This is a genomic window from Niallia laureatilytica, from assembly GCF_046613985.1.
Classification (GTDB): domain Bacteria; phylum Bacillota; class Bacilli; order Bacillales; family Cytobacillaceae; genus Niallia.
Genome location: NZ_JBKKHP010000002.1, coordinates 56430 through 72626 on the forward strand (window position 1 = coordinate 56430; position 16197 = coordinate 72626).

19 protein-coding genes are annotated in these 16197 nt (G+C 38.5%); 10 read left to right on the top strand and 9 right to left on the bottom strand.

What is annotated here, in order from left to right:
- Window positions 1-20: 20 nt before the first annotated feature.
- Window positions 21-1019: an inorganic phosphate transporter gene (locus ACLIJJ_RS05495; RefSeq protein WP_233317353.1), complete on the bottom strand. Its 999-nt coding sequence runs from the start codon at window positions 1017-1019 to the stop codon at window positions 21-23.
- Window positions 1020-1034: 15 nt separating this feature from the next.
- Entirely contained in the window at window positions 1035-1652 is a 618-nt protein-coding gene (locus ACLIJJ_RS05500) for a DUF47 domain-containing protein (RefSeq protein ID WP_233317352.1), read from the bottom strand.
- Window positions 1653-1933: 281 nt separating this feature from the next.
- Between ACLIJJ_RS05500 and ACLIJJ_RS05505 the strand changes: the two genes are divergently transcribed.
- From ACLIJJ_RS05505 to ACLIJJ_RS05520, 4 genes are all read left to right on the top strand, one after another.
- On the top strand, window positions 1934-2440 hold the full coding sequence (locus ACLIJJ_RS05505) for a GNAT family N-acetyltransferase (RefSeq protein WP_233317351.1): 507 nt from the start codon (window positions 1934-1936) through the stop codon (window positions 2438-2440).
- Between the two features lie 7 nt (window positions 2441-2447).
- Window positions 2448-3290, top strand: a complete 843-nt coding sequence (locus tag ACLIJJ_RS05510) for an SDR family oxidoreductase (RefSeq protein ID WP_396953794.1) — start codon at window positions 2448-2450, stop codon at window positions 3288-3290.
- Between the two features lie 76 nt (window positions 3291-3366).
- Complete coding sequence (locus tag ACLIJJ_RS05515; RefSeq protein ID WP_411410806.1) at window positions 3367-4197, top strand: aldo/keto reductase; 831 nt, start codon at window positions 3367-3369, stop codon at window positions 4195-4197.
- Between the two features lie 198 nt (window positions 4198-4395).
- Window positions 4396-4650, top strand: coding sequence for a GlsB/YeaQ/YmgE family stress response membrane protein (locus ACLIJJ_RS05520; protein WP_233317348.1), 255 nt, complete (start codon window positions 4396-4398; stop codon window positions 4648-4650).
- Window positions 4651-4698: 48 nt separating this feature from the next.
- Here ACLIJJ_RS05520 and ACLIJJ_RS05525 read toward each other — a convergent pair whose 3' ends face one another.
- Entirely contained in the window at window positions 4699-5625 is a 927-nt protein-coding gene (locus tag ACLIJJ_RS05525; protein ID WP_411229462.1) for an RluA family pseudouridine synthase, read from the bottom strand.
- Window positions 5626-5780: 155 nt separating this feature from the next.
- On the opposite strand from ACLIJJ_RS05525, the gene ACLIJJ_RS05530 reads away from it, so the two are divergent.
- Window positions 5781-6167: a DUF5365 family protein gene (locus ACLIJJ_RS05530; protein WP_251645091.1), complete on the top strand. Its 387-nt coding sequence runs from the start codon at window positions 5781-5783 to the stop codon at window positions 6165-6167.
- Window positions 6168-6293: 126 nt separating this feature from the next.
- On the top strand, window positions 6294-7841 hold the full coding sequence (locus tag ACLIJJ_RS05535) for a bifunctional GNAT family N-acetyltransferase/carbon-nitrogen hydrolase family protein (RefSeq protein ID WP_233317345.1): 1548 nt from the start codon (window positions 6294-6296) through the stop codon (window positions 7839-7841).
- 54 nt (window positions 7842-7895) lie between these two features.
- Here the strand turns inward: ACLIJJ_RS05535 and ACLIJJ_RS05540 are convergent, their stop codons facing one another.
- Window positions 7896-8141 (bottom strand): YhdB family protein, encoded by a 246-nt coding sequence (locus ACLIJJ_RS05540; RefSeq protein ID WP_233317344.1) that lies wholly within the window; start codon window positions 8139-8141, stop codon window positions 7896-7898.
- A 175-nt stretch (window positions 8142-8316) separates the two neighbouring features.
- Between ACLIJJ_RS05540 and ACLIJJ_RS05545 the strand changes: the two genes are divergently transcribed.
- On the top strand, window positions 8317-9309 hold the full coding sequence (locus ACLIJJ_RS05545; RefSeq protein ID WP_233317343.1) for a M14 family zinc carboxypeptidase: 993 nt from the start codon (window positions 8317-8319) through the stop codon (window positions 9307-9309).
- Between the two features lie 28 nt (window positions 9310-9337).
- Window positions 9338-9667, top strand: coding sequence for a DUF3889 domain-containing protein (locus ACLIJJ_RS05550; protein WP_233317342.1), 330 nt, complete (start codon window positions 9338-9340; stop codon window positions 9665-9667).
- A 29-nt stretch (window positions 9668-9696) separates the two neighbouring features.
- Here the strand turns inward: ACLIJJ_RS05550 and ACLIJJ_RS05555 are convergent, their stop codons facing one another.
- The 5 genes from ACLIJJ_RS05555 to corA all read right to left on the bottom strand — a co-directional run bounded on the left by ACLIJJ_RS05555 (window position 9697) and on the right by corA (window position 14548).
- Window positions 9697-10677: a DUF2705 family protein gene (locus ACLIJJ_RS05555; protein WP_233317341.1), complete on the bottom strand. Its 981-nt coding sequence runs from the start codon at window positions 10675-10677 to the stop codon at window positions 9697-9699.
- Window positions 10670-11581 carry an ABC transporter ATP-binding protein gene (locus ACLIJJ_RS05560; RefSeq protein WP_411410645.1) on the bottom strand — a complete coding sequence of 304 codons (912 nt, stop codon included), beginning with the start codon at window positions 11579-11581 and terminating at the stop codon, window positions 10670-10672. The genes ACLIJJ_RS05555 and ACLIJJ_RS05560 overlap by 8 nt, the downstream gene beginning before the upstream one ends.
- Window positions 11574-12365, bottom strand: a complete 792-nt coding sequence (locus tag ACLIJJ_RS05565; RefSeq protein WP_233317339.1) for an SGNH/GDSL hydrolase family protein — start codon at window positions 12363-12365, stop codon at window positions 11574-11576. Before ACLIJJ_RS05565 ends, ACLIJJ_RS05560 begins: the two co-directional genes overlap by 8 nt.
- 171 nt (window positions 12366-12536) lie before the next feature.
- Window positions 12537-13406, bottom strand: coding sequence for a YitT family protein (locus tag ACLIJJ_RS05570; protein WP_396953795.1), 870 nt, complete (start codon window positions 13404-13406; stop codon window positions 12537-12539).
- 191 nt (window positions 13407-13597) lie between these two features.
- The gene (corA, locus tag ACLIJJ_RS05575) at window positions 13598-14548 is read right to left on the bottom strand and encodes a magnesium/cobalt transporter CorA (protein WP_411410646.1); all 951 of its coding nucleotides are present in this window, start codon (window positions 14546-14548) and stop codon (window positions 13598-13600) included.
- Window positions 14549-14694: 146 nt separating this feature from the next.
- Here corA and ACLIJJ_RS05580 point away from each other — a divergent pair, with 146 nt between their 5' ends.
- Window positions 14695-15321 carry a nitroreductase family protein gene (locus tag ACLIJJ_RS05580; protein ID WP_233317336.1) on the top strand — a complete coding sequence of 209 codons (627 nt, stop codon included), beginning with the start codon at window positions 14695-14697 and terminating at the stop codon, window positions 15319-15321.
- 159 nt (window positions 15322-15480) lie between these two features.
- Complete coding sequence (locus tag ACLIJJ_RS05585) at window positions 15481-16182, top strand: response regulator transcription factor (RefSeq protein ID WP_233317335.1); 702 nt, start codon at window positions 15481-15483, stop codon at window positions 16180-16182.
- The last annotated feature ends 15 nt before the right edge of the window (window positions 16183-16197 follow it).

Consider the following 16197-nt stretch of genomic DNA (forward strand, 5'->3'; position numbering starts at 1 on the left):
GTCCATATCGGACCTCTTTTTTATAGGAACAGATTCAAAACATAATAACATAATGCTGCAACAGTTGCGGAAATCGGAAGAGTGATTACCCAAGTGATCAGCATTCTTTGAGCTGTACCCCATTTTACCCCTTTAAGACGGTGTGATGCACCTACCCCAAGAATAGAAGAGGAGATAACATGTGTTGTGCTGACTGGCAGGTGGATGTATGTCGCTCCAAAGATGATCATCGCACCAGTAATGTCTGCTGCAACCCCGTTTACAGGACGGATTTTCATAATGTTTCCGCCGACAGTTTTGATGATTCTCCATCCGCCGACAGATGTTCCTAGACCCATTGCTGCCGCACAGGCGAATTGAACCCAATGTGGGATATCGCTTGTTGTTAAATAGCCGTTAGCAATAAGAGCCATTGTGATGATACCCATTGCTTTTTGGGCATCGTTCGTACCATGTGTATATGATTGCAATGCCGCAGTGAAGATTTGGAAAATCCTAAATCTGCGGTTCGTTTTTGTTAAGTTAAGATCCTTAAAGAAGATCTTGAATAATGTATAGACGATATAACCCATTACAAAAGCGATAATTGGCGAAAGAATCAGGGCTTGAATAATTTTCATAAATCCATTATAGTTAAGGGCTTCAAAGCCAGATGCGGCAATCGCTGCACCAGCGATGGAACCGATAATTGCATGGGAGGAACTGCTTGGTATTCCGAAGTACCATGTCAATAGATTCCAGAAAATCGCAGCGATTAAAGCTGCCAATATTACAGTCGAACCATTTTCTAATTGGAAAGGATCTACAATATCCTTCGTGATAGTCTTTGCTACACCAGTGAATGTCATCGCACCAACGAAGTTCATTATTGCCGCCATGATGATGGCATGCTTTGGCTTTAACGCTTTTGTCGATACAGAAGTCGCAATTGCGTTTGCTGTATCATGGAAGCCATTGATAAAATCAAAAGCCAATGCAAAAAAGACAATCAAAATTGTTATAAATAAAATCATATCCATTTTTGTTAGGACTCCTTACGCATTCTTCATAATGATGCTTTCAAGTGTGTTGGCAACATTTTGGCAGTAGTCAGCAATGTCTTCTAAGTTTTCGTAGATTTCTTTGTATTGAATGATGCGAATTGGATCTTTTTCTACTGAGAACAAATGCTTAATTGATTGGCGAAGGATGCCGTCACATTTTGATTCTGTATCTTTAATACGAATTGCATATTCTCTGATTTTTGGAAGTTTTTTCGTTGATAGAAGTTCAACTGATTTTTGAATTTCTACTCCACAGCTTTTAATTGCTTCAACAAAACGAATCATGAATTCGTCAGCTGTTGTGATATTGTACATCTCAAACAAAGCAGCACAATGCTCAAGTCCGTCAAGAACATCATCCATGCTCATAGAAAGTGCAAGAATATCTTCCCTTTCAATAGGAGTGATGAAAGCTTTATTTAACTCAGTAATTACATCATGGATGTATGTATCACCTTTTGTTTCAATTTCTTTCATGGTTTCGGAAAACGTTTTTAAGTCGCTTACGTTAGTGATTTTGTAATCTGCGAAATAGTCAGCGCCTTCCTTTAAGTTCGTTGCAATATTATTTAAAAGTACAGCGAATTTATCTTGTTTTTTGAAAACCATAATTGTTACCCCCGATTTAATTTAGACCCCAAAATAGTCAAGCCTTACATAGTTTATAGGAAAATTGTCGAATCTTAAAGTATTTAGACGAAAAATTTACAAAAACTTAATAATTGGTTTACAAAAAATATAAATTGGAACCTTATGTTATTTACATTCTTTATACTGTATTTACAAATCTTTTCTTTGTTTTACTGTTATTGTTAAACATTAAGCTTGTCACAATACCTCTGATATGGAATAGAATATATGATTTAATATTTGCCATTGGAGTGAGTGATATGTTGGAAAATGATATGATATTTATTAGGAAAACAACTGAAGAGGATTTACCGTATATTTTGAGAACAGAAAGTGATTCGGAAAACTCTCCGTTTATCCAGCAATGGACAGTCGATGAGCATATAGATGCAATCGTGCAGGATCAAAACCTTCTTCATTTAACTGTTATTAGTAAAGATTTAGAGGTGCCTGTCGGTTATTTATTAGTCAATGGCTTACTAAACGAAAACAACAGCATAGAATTGAAAAGAACCGCTTTTTCTCATAAAGGGAGAGGTTATGGAAGACAAATGCTGCTGTTAATTAAAAGTTGGGCATTTACTCAGCAAAATGCGAACAGACTGTGGCTTGATGTGGTGGAACATAACAAAAGGGCCAAGGATTTATATAAATCAGCAGGATTTCACGTAGAGGGGCTGCAGCGGGAAGCCGTCAAAATTATGGGGCGGTATGAGTCCATTTATTTAATGTCTATTTTGAAGGAAGAATATGATAACGGCTTATAAGGGGGATATAATGGCAAAGACAGTTCTAGTAACAGGAGCGAGCAGCGGTTTCGGATTCATCACAGCATTAGAGTTTGCTAAAGAGGGTTATGAAGTCATTGCAGCAGTTCGTAATAGGCAAAAAGGGGCCAAGCTAATAGAAGTAGCGAAGAAATTGGAGGTGCATGAACGAATTGCCTTGGAAATACTTGACGTTACGTGCACAGAATCCATTACAGCATTGAAAGAAAAGGTCGAAGCACAGGGGAAGCTTGATATTCTTGTTAATAATGCTGGTTTTGCGGGGGCAGGCTTCGCAGAGGAAATTTCGCTGCAAGAGTACAAGGAACAAATGGAAACAAACTTTTTTGGTGCTATTGCTGTAACGCAAGCTTTTCTTCCAATGATGAGAAGCAACAGATACGGTAAAATAATCATGATGAGCAGCATAAGCGGCAAAATTGGTTTCCCTGGCTTAAGTCCGTATGTATCCTCAAAGTTTGCCCTGGAAGGCTGGAGTGAGTCGCTTAGACTAGAACTCCTTCCTTTTTCGATATATGTCACATTAGTAGAGCCTGGTTCTTATAAAACAAATATTTGGACTGAGGGGAAAAAAATTACAGAAAAATCGCAGCTCGCAAGCTCCCCGTACGCCAGTCAGCTGGAAAGTGTTGAGGCTTATTTAAAACAGGGAGAACATAAGTATGGAGATCCACTGGAGGTTGCCCGTAAAATCGTTGTGATAGCAGAAACGAAAAAGCCGAAGCTGAGGTATCGTCTTGGAAAAGGTGTGGGAATGACTATCTTCCTAAAAGAGCATCTGCCTTGGAAATGGTGGGAAAAAACAGTTCTATATATGTTGCGAAAATAATACATATAGGTAGTAACTAACTTAATGCAGCAATCATAATTGCTGCAACCATTTTTATGTCTTCATTCTTTTGGAGGTGTCTATGAATATCCATCATAATTTGAAACTGCATAATGGGATAGAAATGCCTCTTATCGGTCTTGGCACTTATAATCTTGAAGGTGGCAGGCCGACAGTGGAAACGGTCAAGGCAGCACTTGATCTTGGGTTTCGGTCAATTGACACTGCTTCCTTCTATAATAATGAACTAGAGGTTGGTGAAGGAATAAAAGAAAGCGCTGTCTTTAGGAAGGACGTTTTTGTAACAACGAAGCTCTGGAATGATGAGCATGGTTATGATGCTGCGTTAAGAGCTTTTGAAGCTAGTTTGCGAAGACTGGATATGGACTATGTAGATTTATATTTAATACATTGGCCTGGCAAGGATAAATATATCGAGACTTGGAAAGCCTTTGAGCGTTTGTATGGAGAAGGGGTTGTTAAGGCGATTGGCGTCAGTAATTTTCAAGAACATCATCTAAGCAAACTTTTGTCCACCTGTAATGAAAAGCCGGCTGTAAATCAAATAGAATTGCATCCCCGCCTTACTCAGGAGAAATTAAGAGAATACTGCAAGAAGCTAAATATTAAAGTGGAAGCTTGGTCACCACTGGCCAACGGCAGGCTGCTGAACGAACCGACAATCAATTATATTGCCAAAAAACATGGCAGGACACCAGCGCAAATTATATTAAGATGGCATGTTCAAAATGACATCATAGTCATACCAAAAACATCCTCGATAAAGCGCCTTGCAGAAAACGGAAATATTTTTGATTTTCGCTTAAGCATGGAAGAAATGAATTTAATTGACAGCCTAAATATGAATGAACGAATTGGCCAAGATCCAGATAAAATGATTTTTTAATCTAAAGTATATAAGAAGGTGCAAGCTGTTTTGACGGCTTGCACCTTCTTGTTATACTGCTAGGTTTAAAAATAAAAACATGTGGTAAATATAGAGTACAAGCAGATAGCATAAAAGAATTACAAACAAGCTGCAGCTAATGTTACCTTGCTATCGCAATTTTTACTTAACAAAATGGAACTAAAAGGAGTGTTTAAGATGGGCTTTATTTGGTCTTTAATTATAGGTGGTATTATCGGTTGGCTTGCAGGGCTGATTGTCGGGAAGGATATTCCAGGAGGAATTATCGGTAACATTATCGCCGGATTTGTCGGTGCATGGTTAGGGTCATTAATTCTAGGAGATTGGGGTCCAACACTTGCTGACTTCGCTATCATTCCAAGTATTATTGGAGCAGTAATTCTAGTGTTTGTTTTAAGCTTTATTTTGAGAAAGATGCGCAAAACAGCGTAAATATAACTAAAAAACGGGATAAAGGCAGAGTGCCTTTATCCCGTTTTTTTATTCTCCGAGCAGCGTAAGTGCATTTTCAGGAAATACTGGCGGATCATCAAGGAAAGGAGCATATACTGTTAAGCTTTCCCCTGTAATCGGATGTGTCAGCTCAAGCCTTGCTGCATGCAAAGCCTGCCTGCTATACACAGGTGTTCCGCCGTACAGAATATCTCCTGCAAGAGGATGGCCGATGGAACTTAAGTGGACGCGGATTTGATGCGTTCTGCCAGTATCCAGACTGCAGGAAACTAATGATAAATCTTTTTCAGGAAAATAAGCAAGCTTTCTGTAGTTGGTGACAGCGGCTTGTCCATTTTCTGAGATCCTTCTTCTTGTAGCATGATGACGGTCTTTACCAATTGGCTTGTCAATCTTGCCTTTTTTTCCTTTAACATATCCGTGAACAAGAGCTAAATAGGTTCTTTTTATTTTCCGTTCCCGCAAAGCATAATCTAACATATTTCCAATTAGTTCATGCTTGGCAAATAATATACAGCCTGTTGTATTCCGATCTAGTCGATGAATATGTTTAAGCTGTCGTTCCTCTCCATTCATTAACAAATGAAATGCTGCCCCGTTTGTAAGGGAGGAAACATCTTCTAAGGAATTAGGATGGGTATCTATCTCTGCAGGTTTATTTATGATTAATAAGAAGTCATCTTCATACACAATGTTTAGCTCCATATAGGTAGGTTCTATATTAGCAGACTGCGAATCAAACATCTTAATGGATAACGTATCACCAGTAGTTAATGTTGTGAGCCAATTTGTGATTATTTTATTGTTCAGCATTACTTTTTTTTGCATCTTGAAAAGATGCACTTGTTTTTTAGATGCAAGCATTACCGTGCGGAATAAGTCCTCAAGAGACATATTCTTCCATTTATCAGGTATAGCCAGCTGCATCCATTCGCCTTTTCTTTCGAAATGCATAATTAAACCTCCATTAGTGCTGGTTTTGGCAATTATTAATAATCTTGCATAACCCATCATATCATGGTTTTAATTACCACGGAAAACTGGATGTGGTCTATGTTATTCTATTGATAATACTTTATGTATATTTTTAAAGAGGGTGGTAAAATCCAATGAAGGTAGCTTATGCTTCAACACCTGCACAGGAAGAGCAAATAAACGAACTTATACAAACTTTTTATACGTCCATTTTCCCCGACTTTTTTTCTGACGATGAAATTAACAAGTTCTCACGTTTGAATGTACTGCGTCTAACACAAGAGCAAGCCTATATGCTTAGCACCCTAAAAAACTCCTACCAAGTTATAGCAGCATTGCAGACCATTATTTCAATCGTCGAGAATGCGGAAGAAAGTGACCAATACGATTCATTATTCGAAAAGAATGTCGAGATTTTAGATGAGTTCGAGTTATTTTTCCCTTTCCGTCTGGATAATTTCACAAAAAAAGATAAAAGCCTAAGTATTTATGCAGAGGCAGCCAATGAACATTTAATATAAAGATGCCGCAGGATAAGCCTGCGGCTCTTTTTTTTGCATATACATAATATTATGTTCATAACAAGATTATCTTACAGGGAAATAGGGAAATGTAGAATTAAAAAGTGGAAAAAGGGAGCAGCTTAAATGACAAAACTAGATTTATCCAAGTTTGAAAAGCGGTTGATTATTAGAAATACAGAATATAAAGATATAGACAAAATTATGCAGCTTCAGGCAGAGTGCTTTCCTGGCATGGAACCGTGGACGAAAGCCCAGCTAAAAAGCCATTTGGATTTATTTCAGGAGGGGCAATTTGTTGCTGAATATAATGGAGAAATTATTGGGTCATGTTCTAGCCTGATTATCAATTTTGATGAGTATGATGACAGACATACATGGGATGATGTTACAGACAAAGGGTACATAACGAATCATAATCCAGACGGCTATAATTTATATGGTATTGAAGTTATGGTTGATCCAAAGTATAGAAGAATGAAAATAGGTCATCGCCTCTATGAAGCGCGCAAAGAGCTGGTACGCCGCCTAAATTTGAAAAGCATCATTATTGGAGGCAGAATCCCGAACTTTTATAAATATGAAAATGAAATGTCTGCGAGAGAGTATGTGGAAGAAGTTATCCATCACCGGATTTACGATCCTGTATTATCCTTCCAGCTGATTAACGGTTTTACGATGATGCGCATAAACCCTAATTATCTGCCGGATGATAAGCAGTCCAGCAAATATGCGACGTTAATGGAGTGGAATAATGTTGAATATTTGCCGCAGTCAAAGCGTTTTTTCAAAAGCAGTTATCCTGTCAGAATCTGTGTAGTTCAGTATATGATGCGGCAAATTGACAGCTTTGAGGACTTTGCTAACCAAGTTGAGTATTATACAGATGTTGCATCAGATGCCTCATCTGATTTTGTTGTATTTCCTGAAATTTTTACAACACAGCTTATGTCTTTCCTTGACGAGAAGATACCGATAAATGCTATCCGTAAAGTGACGCAATATACAGAGCAGTATATAGAGCTGTTCTCCAGTCTTGCGATCCGATACAATATTAACATTATCGGGGGCTCCCATTTTGTGCAAGAAGACGATGAAGAGATTTATAATATCTCGTATTTATTTAGACGAGATGGAAGCATTGAGAAGCAATATAAGCTTCATATTACTCCGAATGAGCAGAAATGGTGGGGAATCAGCCAAGGTGATCAAGTTCGTGTATTTGACACAGACTGTGGTAAAATTGCGATTCTGATTTGTTATGATATTGAGTTTCCGGAGCTTGCAAGGATTGCGACAGATATGGGTGCAAAAATCATCTTTACACCATTCTGTACAGAAGACCGCCAAGGATATTTACGTGTCCGCTATTGTGCTCAAGCAAGAGCTGTGGAAAACCAAATTTACACTGTTATCGCAGGGACTGTCGGTAATTTACCGCAGACCGAAAACATGGATATTCAATATGCCCAGTCTGCGATCTTTTCACCATCTGATTTTGAATTTGCAAGAGATGGAATTGTCGGTGAGACGAATTCGAATATTGAAATGGTCATGATTGGCGATGTAGATTTAGAAGTGCTTCGCCGTAAACGGCAAAATGGTACAGTAAGACATTTGAAGGACAGAAGAGACGATCTTTATGAAATTAATTATAAACATAAAAGATTTTAATGAAGTAAAAACCGCGGAACCCTAACCGCGGTTTTTTTTTGGTGGAATTCTTTTTTACATCATTGTTGTGTGAATGTCATATCCGCTTACATTGTCGTTGGCATGGTCAATGTAGCGGAGCAAAGAATATAAATGATTCTCGATTACAGTATAATCATGTTCGAAATTATAGGCGTGCAGGAAATGTTCAATTTTTTTTGAAAGAAAATGATCCTTAGTGCGCACCATTAATATTAAAAGATTATCCCATTCTGAACGATGGGTGTAGTACAGTGCACGATCATAATCGACTTTATTCAAGCTGTCCGCCTCCTTTTGTTTGAAGGAGATACTTATAGTATATAGCTGATCTGAACAAAATCTCATTCTAAAACTTGGCTATGTTGAATTATCAGGGTTTTCTTTTTTTACCTGTATAAAAAAGCTGAATAAAAATCTGTAATTGATAAAAAATAAAAGGGAAAAGGAGGGCAATATGAAGAAAATAACCATTTTTATGCTTTGCCTTGCACTTTTCCTTCCATCTTCAGCTAAAGTTTTAGGAAAGGAGCTAAGCAGGGAGGAGCAATACACATATGATGAATATCAGCGAGATATATGGAAAATGAAAAGCAGATACAAAAGGCAATTGGAAGTACATACAATTGGCTATTCAGAATATGGGAGAAAGCTGTACGGAATAAAAGTTGGAAAAGGTGAAAAATCCATTCTGATTAGCGGAGCGCATCATGGCAGAGAGTGGATCACTGCTCTTTTAATGATGAAAATGATTGAAAATCAAGTGCAGCAGGAGGATTTGTATAACCGTATGGGAGAGTATTCTATCTGGTTTGTGCCGATGCTCAATCCAGATGGTGTTACCATCCAGCAGGGAGACCTGCAGAAGTTTCCGCTGTTTTCACGTATTTCTTTAAAAAGGATGAATGAAGGATCGAAAGACTTCACCCGCTGGAAAAGCAATGGAAGAGGAATTGATTTAAACCGTCAATATCCGGCAGGCTGGGATGAGTTGAAGGGTGAAAGTCCGAAGCCTTCTTATAAGAATTATAAAGGCAAAAAACCGCTTGAAGCAAAAGAGGTTCAAGCGATCGTAAGCTTGACGGAAAAAATCAAGCCGACAATTGCTGTCGCTTATCATTCCTCTGGCCAAGAGATTTATTGGGAATACAACAATAAGGAAAACACAGAAAGAGACCGAGCTATTGCTGCAAAATTGGCAGAAACAACAGGCTATGACCTCGGCACTCCTGATGTGGACGCAATTGGCTCAGGTTATACAGACTGGTTTATCAGCACCTATCATTTGCCTGCATTCACCATTGAAATTTGTCCTTCTGTTGAAGAGACAAATCCGCCAATGGACACATTCGGTGAAGAATGGAAGCGGAATGTTCATGTTACGTCTGTTTTGCTCGAGGAAGCAAAACAATTGGAAAATGTACATAAAAAGAATCTAGACTACAGATAATAGGAAAAAAACCAAACGGAGGATTACTATGAAAAATCGGGCTTTTCCTATTTTAGTTGCTTCTATTCTTATTATGGGATTTTTGTTTCCATCCCATAATATAGCAGTCCAGAAAGTGGATTATGAAAAGTATGGGAGCATTGCCATTGCTGTAGTCAAAGCAGATTATCCTGAACAAGCTGTTACAGACTATAAATACATGGGCCGAAAGAAAATATCGACAATGGAAGTGGAAGACAGCTTTCAGTTCATAGTGAAGGAAAATAGCAAAGAGAAAACAGTTCAAGTGACAATTAAACATGATATAAAGAATGATAAGTTTATTTCTTTAACGGTAAGCGAACCTGAGCAGCCATAAAAAAAATCTGGGGGGAACCCAGATTTTTTTTAATAGACATCCTTTTTTGTAAAAGTGAAAAAGGAAACAGCTAATGCCGCAATTCCCCAAACTGCCAATACTGTTAACGAAAACGGCAAGGACATGCCTTCAATAGGCGGGATATTTCCTTGCAAATAATCGGTTAGCCTCAAGTTCACCATAAATAAATATTTGGCAGCTTCCCATGATGATGCAATATTAGAGATGATGGTCCCAGAAATTAAAAAGGCAAGCATCACTCCCATGCCAGCAGCTGTACTCCTGACAAGAATAGACAGCATAAAGGAAAGGGTCCCGACAACAAGGGAGACAAACCAGGCTAAACCAAACACCATCAATATATACTGCCATTGAGGAACGAGATGGACTCCTGCAGTATTAAGCTCTCCAGCTTGGACCGTAAATCCAGTCAAGATTGGAGCAGTCCAGCCTACATAGCCAAAGAACAGTCCGCTGATAAGATAAGAAAATAAACCGAACATAAACAAGATGAACGAGATGGACAGCACCAATGTGATGTATTTGCTGAGCAATATTTTCCAGCGGCGGACCGGCCTTGTTAAGAGCAGCTTTATGGTGCCGATGCTCCTTTCAGATGAAACTAGGTCGGCTGCGACAATCATCACCATTAACGGCAGCAAAAGCTGCATAGAGTTATCAAGAAACACTCGCAGAAATGTTGGCGCCCCAGGCTCCTGCGGATTAATATCATGATCAAGATAATATTGGGATTGACTGATTCGGACTTTTAGCTGATTCCGCCATTCGTCAGAAATCCCGCTTGAGCCTATTCTATTTTGAGTGTCGATAATGGATTGCTGCAAGGTTGTCCGCCAATCCACATCTCCTAATCGTTTCTTTAAGTTTTCCATTTCGCGAAACTGTGCATATGTGAACATAGCAATCATCACGGCAATAATTAAGGTAACAATATACAGCCTTTTGCTCTTAACAAGCTTAAGCATTTCGTTATAGACAAGATTACTCAATCGTGCCACCTCCTGTCAGTTCAAGGAAGAGATGCTCTAAAGAAGGAATTTGTCTATTCATTTCAATTATATTAACATTCGCCTCAAACAACATTTTGCTCCACTTGCTTGCCTCTTCTTCTAAAAAAGGCGTAATGACGTTTTCGCCGTCAATTTTGACAGAAGGAGAGACGCTCTTTAATAGATCAATACCAACATCCATAGGAGTAAAGCGCCAAATAATTCTTTCTTGTGCAGTAAGCAAGGATTGAACAGATTCTGTATGAATAATCTTGCCATTCAAGATGATTGAGACTCTGTCACAAAGCAGCTGGATTTCACTGAGGAGGTGGCTTGAAACTAAAACACTTAAGCCTTCCTTTTCCGCCAAAAAGCGGATAAATTGTCTCATTTCTCTTATGCCGGATGGATCTAAACCATTTGTCGGCTCATCAAGTATTAAAACTTTAGGTCTGCTTAAAAGTGCCTGCCCGATGCCAAGTCTCTGTCTCATCCCGAGTGAGTAGGTTTTTACCTTATCATGAATTCTGTCTTTCAAACCGACAAGCTCGATGATATCTTCAATCCGTTTATCATCAACCCCCTTTAACATGCGCGCAAAAAATTGCAGGTTTTCCCAGCCGGTTAAGTAAGGATATAGCTCTGGATTTTCTACAATGCAACCAAGCCTTTCCATTGCTTTAGAAAAATCCTGTTTAACATCATAGCCGCAAATTTGGATGGAACCAGAGGTTGGCTTAATCAAACCGACAAGCATTCGAATTGTTGTTGTTTTTCCGGCTCCGTTTGGTCCAAGAAAACCAAATACTTCTCCGCTTTTCAGTTCAAAGCTGATATCTTTAATAATCTTTCTTTTCCCAATCGTTTTCGTCAGGTTTTTAACTGCCAGTGTTGTTTCACTCATTTTCTTCTACCTCCCAGGAAATTAAGGAAGCGACTCTGTCTGCCATCAATTCGTATCCTTGTTTGTTCGGATGGAAATGGTCTGAATAAAGATAGGTTTGGACATTCTGCTGGAAAATATCATATGTAGGAACAAAGATTGTCTTCGCAAAAGCTGCACTCGTTTCCGCACTTTCATAATTCCAGTCCCGGACAATTTTAGAGGTAAGCTCACTATCTTCCAAATCACTGAAAGGATTATAGAGACCAATCAGGTAAATTGGTGTCTTCTCATTTGTCGCTCTAATTGTTGTCAAAATATCCTCTAAATTCTGATTATAGGTTGCAGATAATTTGGAAACAGTACCATCATCAAAATGGGATAGTGTTTCTCCACCCTGGAATAAATCATTTCCGCCTATCGTAATAAAAATGATGTCGGCATTTTTAATTTGCCGCTGTATTTCCTGCTGCTTGACCTGGGCCGAGAGCTCTGTAGAGGTTTGGCCTTTAATACCATAGTTTTTTAGTGTAATGTCTTCATCTGTTTTATCAGACAGCTTGTCTTTCAGATAGCCGATATAGCCTTTTCCTGCCTCATCGCCAGTTCCCCTTGTAAGAGAATCTCCTAGAGCTAAAAGCTGTACCCCTCCAGATGGTGCTGCTTCTGCAGGTTTATTGGATGTGTCTAATTCCTTCTTAGAGCCTTGGGCATAATCGACAAGCACCCAGCCGAGACCAAACATCCACATCAAACAGACGAGCAAAGAAAGCGAAGTAATATAGATGGTTGCCTTCTTTTTCAATATGTCTCCCCCTTTTTCTTTTTTAAGTTCTTATGTCATATTTTATCGATGCTTGTAAGCGGAAGCAAACAATAGCTAGTTTTAAGTGTTGACAAGTAAAAGATTAAATAGACGTTATCGATGTTAAAGCAAAAAAAGAGTCAGGCAAAAGCGCAAGACTCTATTTCTATGTTAATGAATGTCCTTTTTCTTAAAGCGTCCGCCTCGAACCTCTGCAATATTAGCTACTGCAAGGAAAGCAGTTGGGTCCAGCTCCTCTACAATCAGCTTCAGCTTCGCTTCTTCCAATCTGTTGATGACACAGAAGATGACTTTCTTATTATCGCCAGTATAGGCACCTTCACCTTTCAGATAAGTTACCCCCCGTCCTAATCTTGCGATAATTGTCTCACCAATCACTTCAGCATTGTCGCTGATAATCCAGGCTGACTTTGATTCATCGAGTCCAGCTATGACAATATCGATCACTTTAAAGGCAATAAAGTAAGCGATGATGGAATACATTGCACGATCCCAAGTGAAAACAAAACCTGCCGTAATAAAAATAAAAAAGTTAAAAAACATAATAATTTCTCCGACAGAAAAGGGAAGTTTCTTACTGAAAAGAAGTGCGAGTATTTCGGTGCCATCCAATGAGCCTCCGAAACGAAGAACGATGCCAACGCCAACACCAAGAATAATTCCGCCGAAAACAGTTGCAAGCAGTAAATCTTCTGTAAATACAGGTACATCATGAAGCAGAATGGTTGTTATGGAAAGAACCGTTATTCCTAATAATGTGGAAAGGGCGAATGTCTTCCCAATTTGTTTATAACCGATGTAAAAAAACGGAATATTCAAAAGGAAGATAAAGAAGCCTAGCTTAACGGATAGCAAGTGGGAAAGGATAATGGAAATACCGACAATTCCGCCATCAAGGATTTGATTAGGAACAAGAAATTCTTCAATGCCAATTCCCATCATGACACTTCCTAAGATAATAAAAAGTGCTCTTTTCAATAGAACGCTTTTAGGCAGCACTTTATGCTGCGGTTTTTCCATATTTATAGATGTTTCAAGCTGTGGTGATTCCATTCAGTTTCCTCCAATCAATATAGTGAATTTTAAGAATTATTAAAATTTAAAAAGGGCAAATATAAAGGGGATACTCTAAATAGAGGGGTTAGTATTATTTTATCATACAGATGTTTAGTTGGCATATTCTAAAGCTTAAAGAAGAAGCTAGGCTGGCTTTATTTAAACCAGCCTTTTCGTTTGAAGTATAAGAACATGCAGCAAGCTATCAGAACCATTGTTCCTAATAAACTAAAGTAACCATATTTCCAGTTTAACTCAGGCATATACCGGAAATTCATGCCGTAAAGGCCAGCAAGAAAGCTCAGTGGCATGAATATGGTTGTAATCACTGTCAGGATTTGCATAATGCGGTTGGACTGGTGGGCATTATAAGACAGGTAGCTGTCTCTAATATCAGCAGTCATTTCTCTGTTAGATTCAATTACTTCTGCCAGCTTCAATAAATGGTCGTAAATATCTGAGTAGTATTCCCGTTTATTAGAAACAGCTGTTAATCTTTTTGTGTTTAACAATGTATAGAGGAGATCTCTCATCGGCACAACTGTATGGCGCACAGATAATAATCGATGCCTTGTTTCATAAAGGTTGTCTAATAATACTTCCATTGATTTGTTTTCAGGGTTTTCGTCAATTTCATTCAGAAAATCTTCAATTTCATAAATAATGGGTATATAGTTGTCAACAAGTCGGTCTAATAATTCATAAAGTACAGTGAATTGACTCCACTTAGCTGGCTTTTTTTCACCTAAGAGCTTTTTGGCCACAAATTGGACTTCGATGGAAGGTTCCTTATGAAAGCTGACGATATAATTATCACCTATAAAAAGATTAAGTTCTTCTTTCGCATATGTTTTAGCTTCAAGACTGTGGGTAACCAAAAAAGTATACTCGTCAAAATAGTCTATTTTAGGACGCTGCAGATTATGGAGGCAATCTTCAATAGATAGGGGATGGAATTGAAGAGGCTCCCGTAAATATTCAATTTCACTATCCACAGGGCTATTGAAATCAATCCAATACCACTCATAATTGCCTTCCTGCAAGTCCTCCATAGTCAGGCCAGTTTCTAACGTATTCTGTTTTGTTAATGCGATAATGTCAATCATGTTTTCTCCTTAATACTGGGAGCAAGGATATACCTTATGTCCATAATAATAATAGTGTATATATTATCATATTCTTGACGAAAAAACTTTTCAAGGTTATTATTTCATTAGTTAGTTACAAAAAGTAAGTAAAATGGAGGGTACCAATGACTACAGAAATTAGCAGTGAACAGTTTATGGATATATTAAAAGCACGCAGAGCAGTGAAAGTTTACGACGAGAGCTATCAATTATCAAAGGAAGAAATTGAAGAGCTTCTTGAGTTAGCAGGTAGAGCGCCGTCTGCTTGGAATCTGCAGCATTGGCATTTTGTTGTTTTTCATGGAAATGAAGCACAAGAAAAACTTCTTCCGATTGCTTTCAACCAACAACAGATAACACAGTCATCTTGTGTTATCGCTGTGCTAGGTGATTTAGAAGCAGATAAAAACGCAGAAGAAGTATTCGGGAAAGATATGGAAAAAGGCAGAATAAAAGAAGAGCTTGCTGATGTTATTAAAGGCCAGATTAAAGGAGCATACTCTAACGACGTATATCCTAGAGATGCAGCTAACTCTAATGCTTCCTTGGCTGCTATGCAGTTAATGATTGCAGCAAAAGGCAAAGGACTGGATACATGTGCTATCGGCGGTTTCAACCGCGGGAAGTTTGTGGAAGAGTTCCAAATCTCTGAGCGCTATTTGCCGATAATGCTTATCACAGTCGGAAAGGCAGCTGCTCCTGGTAGAGAAACAGACCGCTTGCCATTAGAAAAAACAACTACTTGGATTTAAGGAAAAAACCGGACAGATGTCCGGTTTTTTGTCTATATGCCCATTCTTTTATGAGGCTATACATAACGATTTTTTGCATCAGAAGTAATGCTTAAATGCTTTTTTTGCTATAATAGTGATAATTAAATCGCATGTTAATGCCTGTGAGGATGAATGGATATGAAAATACTTGTTATAGAGGATAATGAAAGTGTATGCTCCATGCTGGAGATGTTTTTTCTAAAGGAAAACTATGAAGGCGTATTTATACATAATGGTAAAGAAGCGCTAGATTATTTTATGGAAAATCAGGAGTGGGATATCATCATTGTCGACTGGATGCTGCCTGGAATGGAGGGCGTGACAATCTGCAGGAAAATAAGAGAGGTCAGCTCTGTTCCAATTATCATGCTGACTGCAAAAGACAGTGAGTCAGATCAGGTGCTCGGACTGGAGATGGGTGCAGATGATTATGTGACGAAACCTTTCAGCCCATTGACACTGATGGCGAGAATTAAAGCTGTTACCCGCCGTTATCAGAAGGATGCTGTCAGCAAAGTGGATTCTAATTTCCTGACAAGCGAACATTTTAAAATCAGCAAAGAAACGAGAGAAGTAATCTATAATGGCAAGACACTTTCCAACTTGACTCCGAAGGAATTTGATCTGCTTTATTATTTGATAAGCAATCCGAAACAGGTGTTCACTCGAGAGCAGCTGCTTGACAGAGTATGGGGTTATCAGTTCTATGGAGATGAAAGAACAGTGGATGTTCATATTAAAAGGCTCCGCAATAAGATTGGCACAAAAGAACAGCCGTTTATTCATACAATCTGGGGAGTAGGATATAAGTTTGACGAAAGTGCCGGCAATGGAGAATAAAAGAAAAATAAAAGA

Bases quoted from the DNA above. Each gene is read 5' to 3' on its own strand.
- ACLIJJ_RS05550 (WP_233317342.1), top strand. From the start codon at position 9,338: ATGAAAAATCGGGCTTTTCCTATTTTAGTTGCTTCTATTCTTATTATG.
- ACLIJJ_RS05570 (WP_396953795.1), bottom strand. From the start codon at position 13,406: ATGGAAAAACCGCAGCATAAAGTGCTGCCTAAAAGCGTTCTATTGAAA.
- ACLIJJ_RS05585 (WP_233317335.1), top strand. From the start codon at position 15,481: ATGAAAATACTTGTTATAGAGGATAATGAAAGTGTATGCTCCATGCTG.
- ACLIJJ_RS05545 (WP_233317343.1), top strand. From the start codon at position 8,317: ATGAAGAAAATAACCATTTTTATGCTTTGCCTTGCACTTTTCCTTCCA.
- ACLIJJ_RS05535 (WP_233317345.1), top strand. From the start codon at position 6,294: ATGACAAAACTAGATTTATCCAAGTTTGAAAAGCGGTTGATTATTAGA.
- corA (WP_411410646.1), bottom strand. From the start codon at position 14,548: ATGATTGACATTATCGCATTAACAAAACAGAATACGTTAGAAACTGGC.
- ACLIJJ_RS05520 (WP_233317348.1), top strand. From the start codon at position 4,396: ATGGGCTTTATTTGGTCTTTAATTATAGGTGGTATTATCGGTTGGCTT.
- ACLIJJ_RS05525 (WP_411229462.1), bottom strand. From the start codon at position 5,625: ATGCATTTCGAAAGAAAAGGCGAATGGATGCAGCTGGCTATACCTGAT.
- ACLIJJ_RS05505 (WP_233317351.1), top strand. From the start codon at position 1,934: ATGTTGGAAAATGATATGATATTTATTAGGAAAACAACTGAAGAGGAT.
- ACLIJJ_RS05530 (WP_251645091.1), top strand. From the start codon at position 5,781: ATGAAGGTAGCTTATGCTTCAACACCTGCACAGGAAGAGCAAATAAAC.
- ACLIJJ_RS05560 (WP_411410645.1), bottom strand. From the start codon at position 11,581: ATGAGTGAAACAACACTGGCAGTTAAAAACCTGACGAAAACGATTGGG.
- ACLIJJ_RS05580 (WP_233317336.1), top strand. From the start codon at position 14,695: ATGACTACAGAAATTAGCAGTGAACAGTTTATGGATATATTAAAAGCA.
- ACLIJJ_RS05500 (WP_233317352.1), bottom strand. From the start codon at position 1,652: ATGGTTTTCAAAAAACAAGATAAATTCGCTGTACTTTTAAATAATATT.
- ACLIJJ_RS05495 (WP_233317353.1), bottom strand. From the start codon at position 1,019: ATGGATATGATTTTATTTATAACAATTTTGATTGTCTTTTTTGCATTG.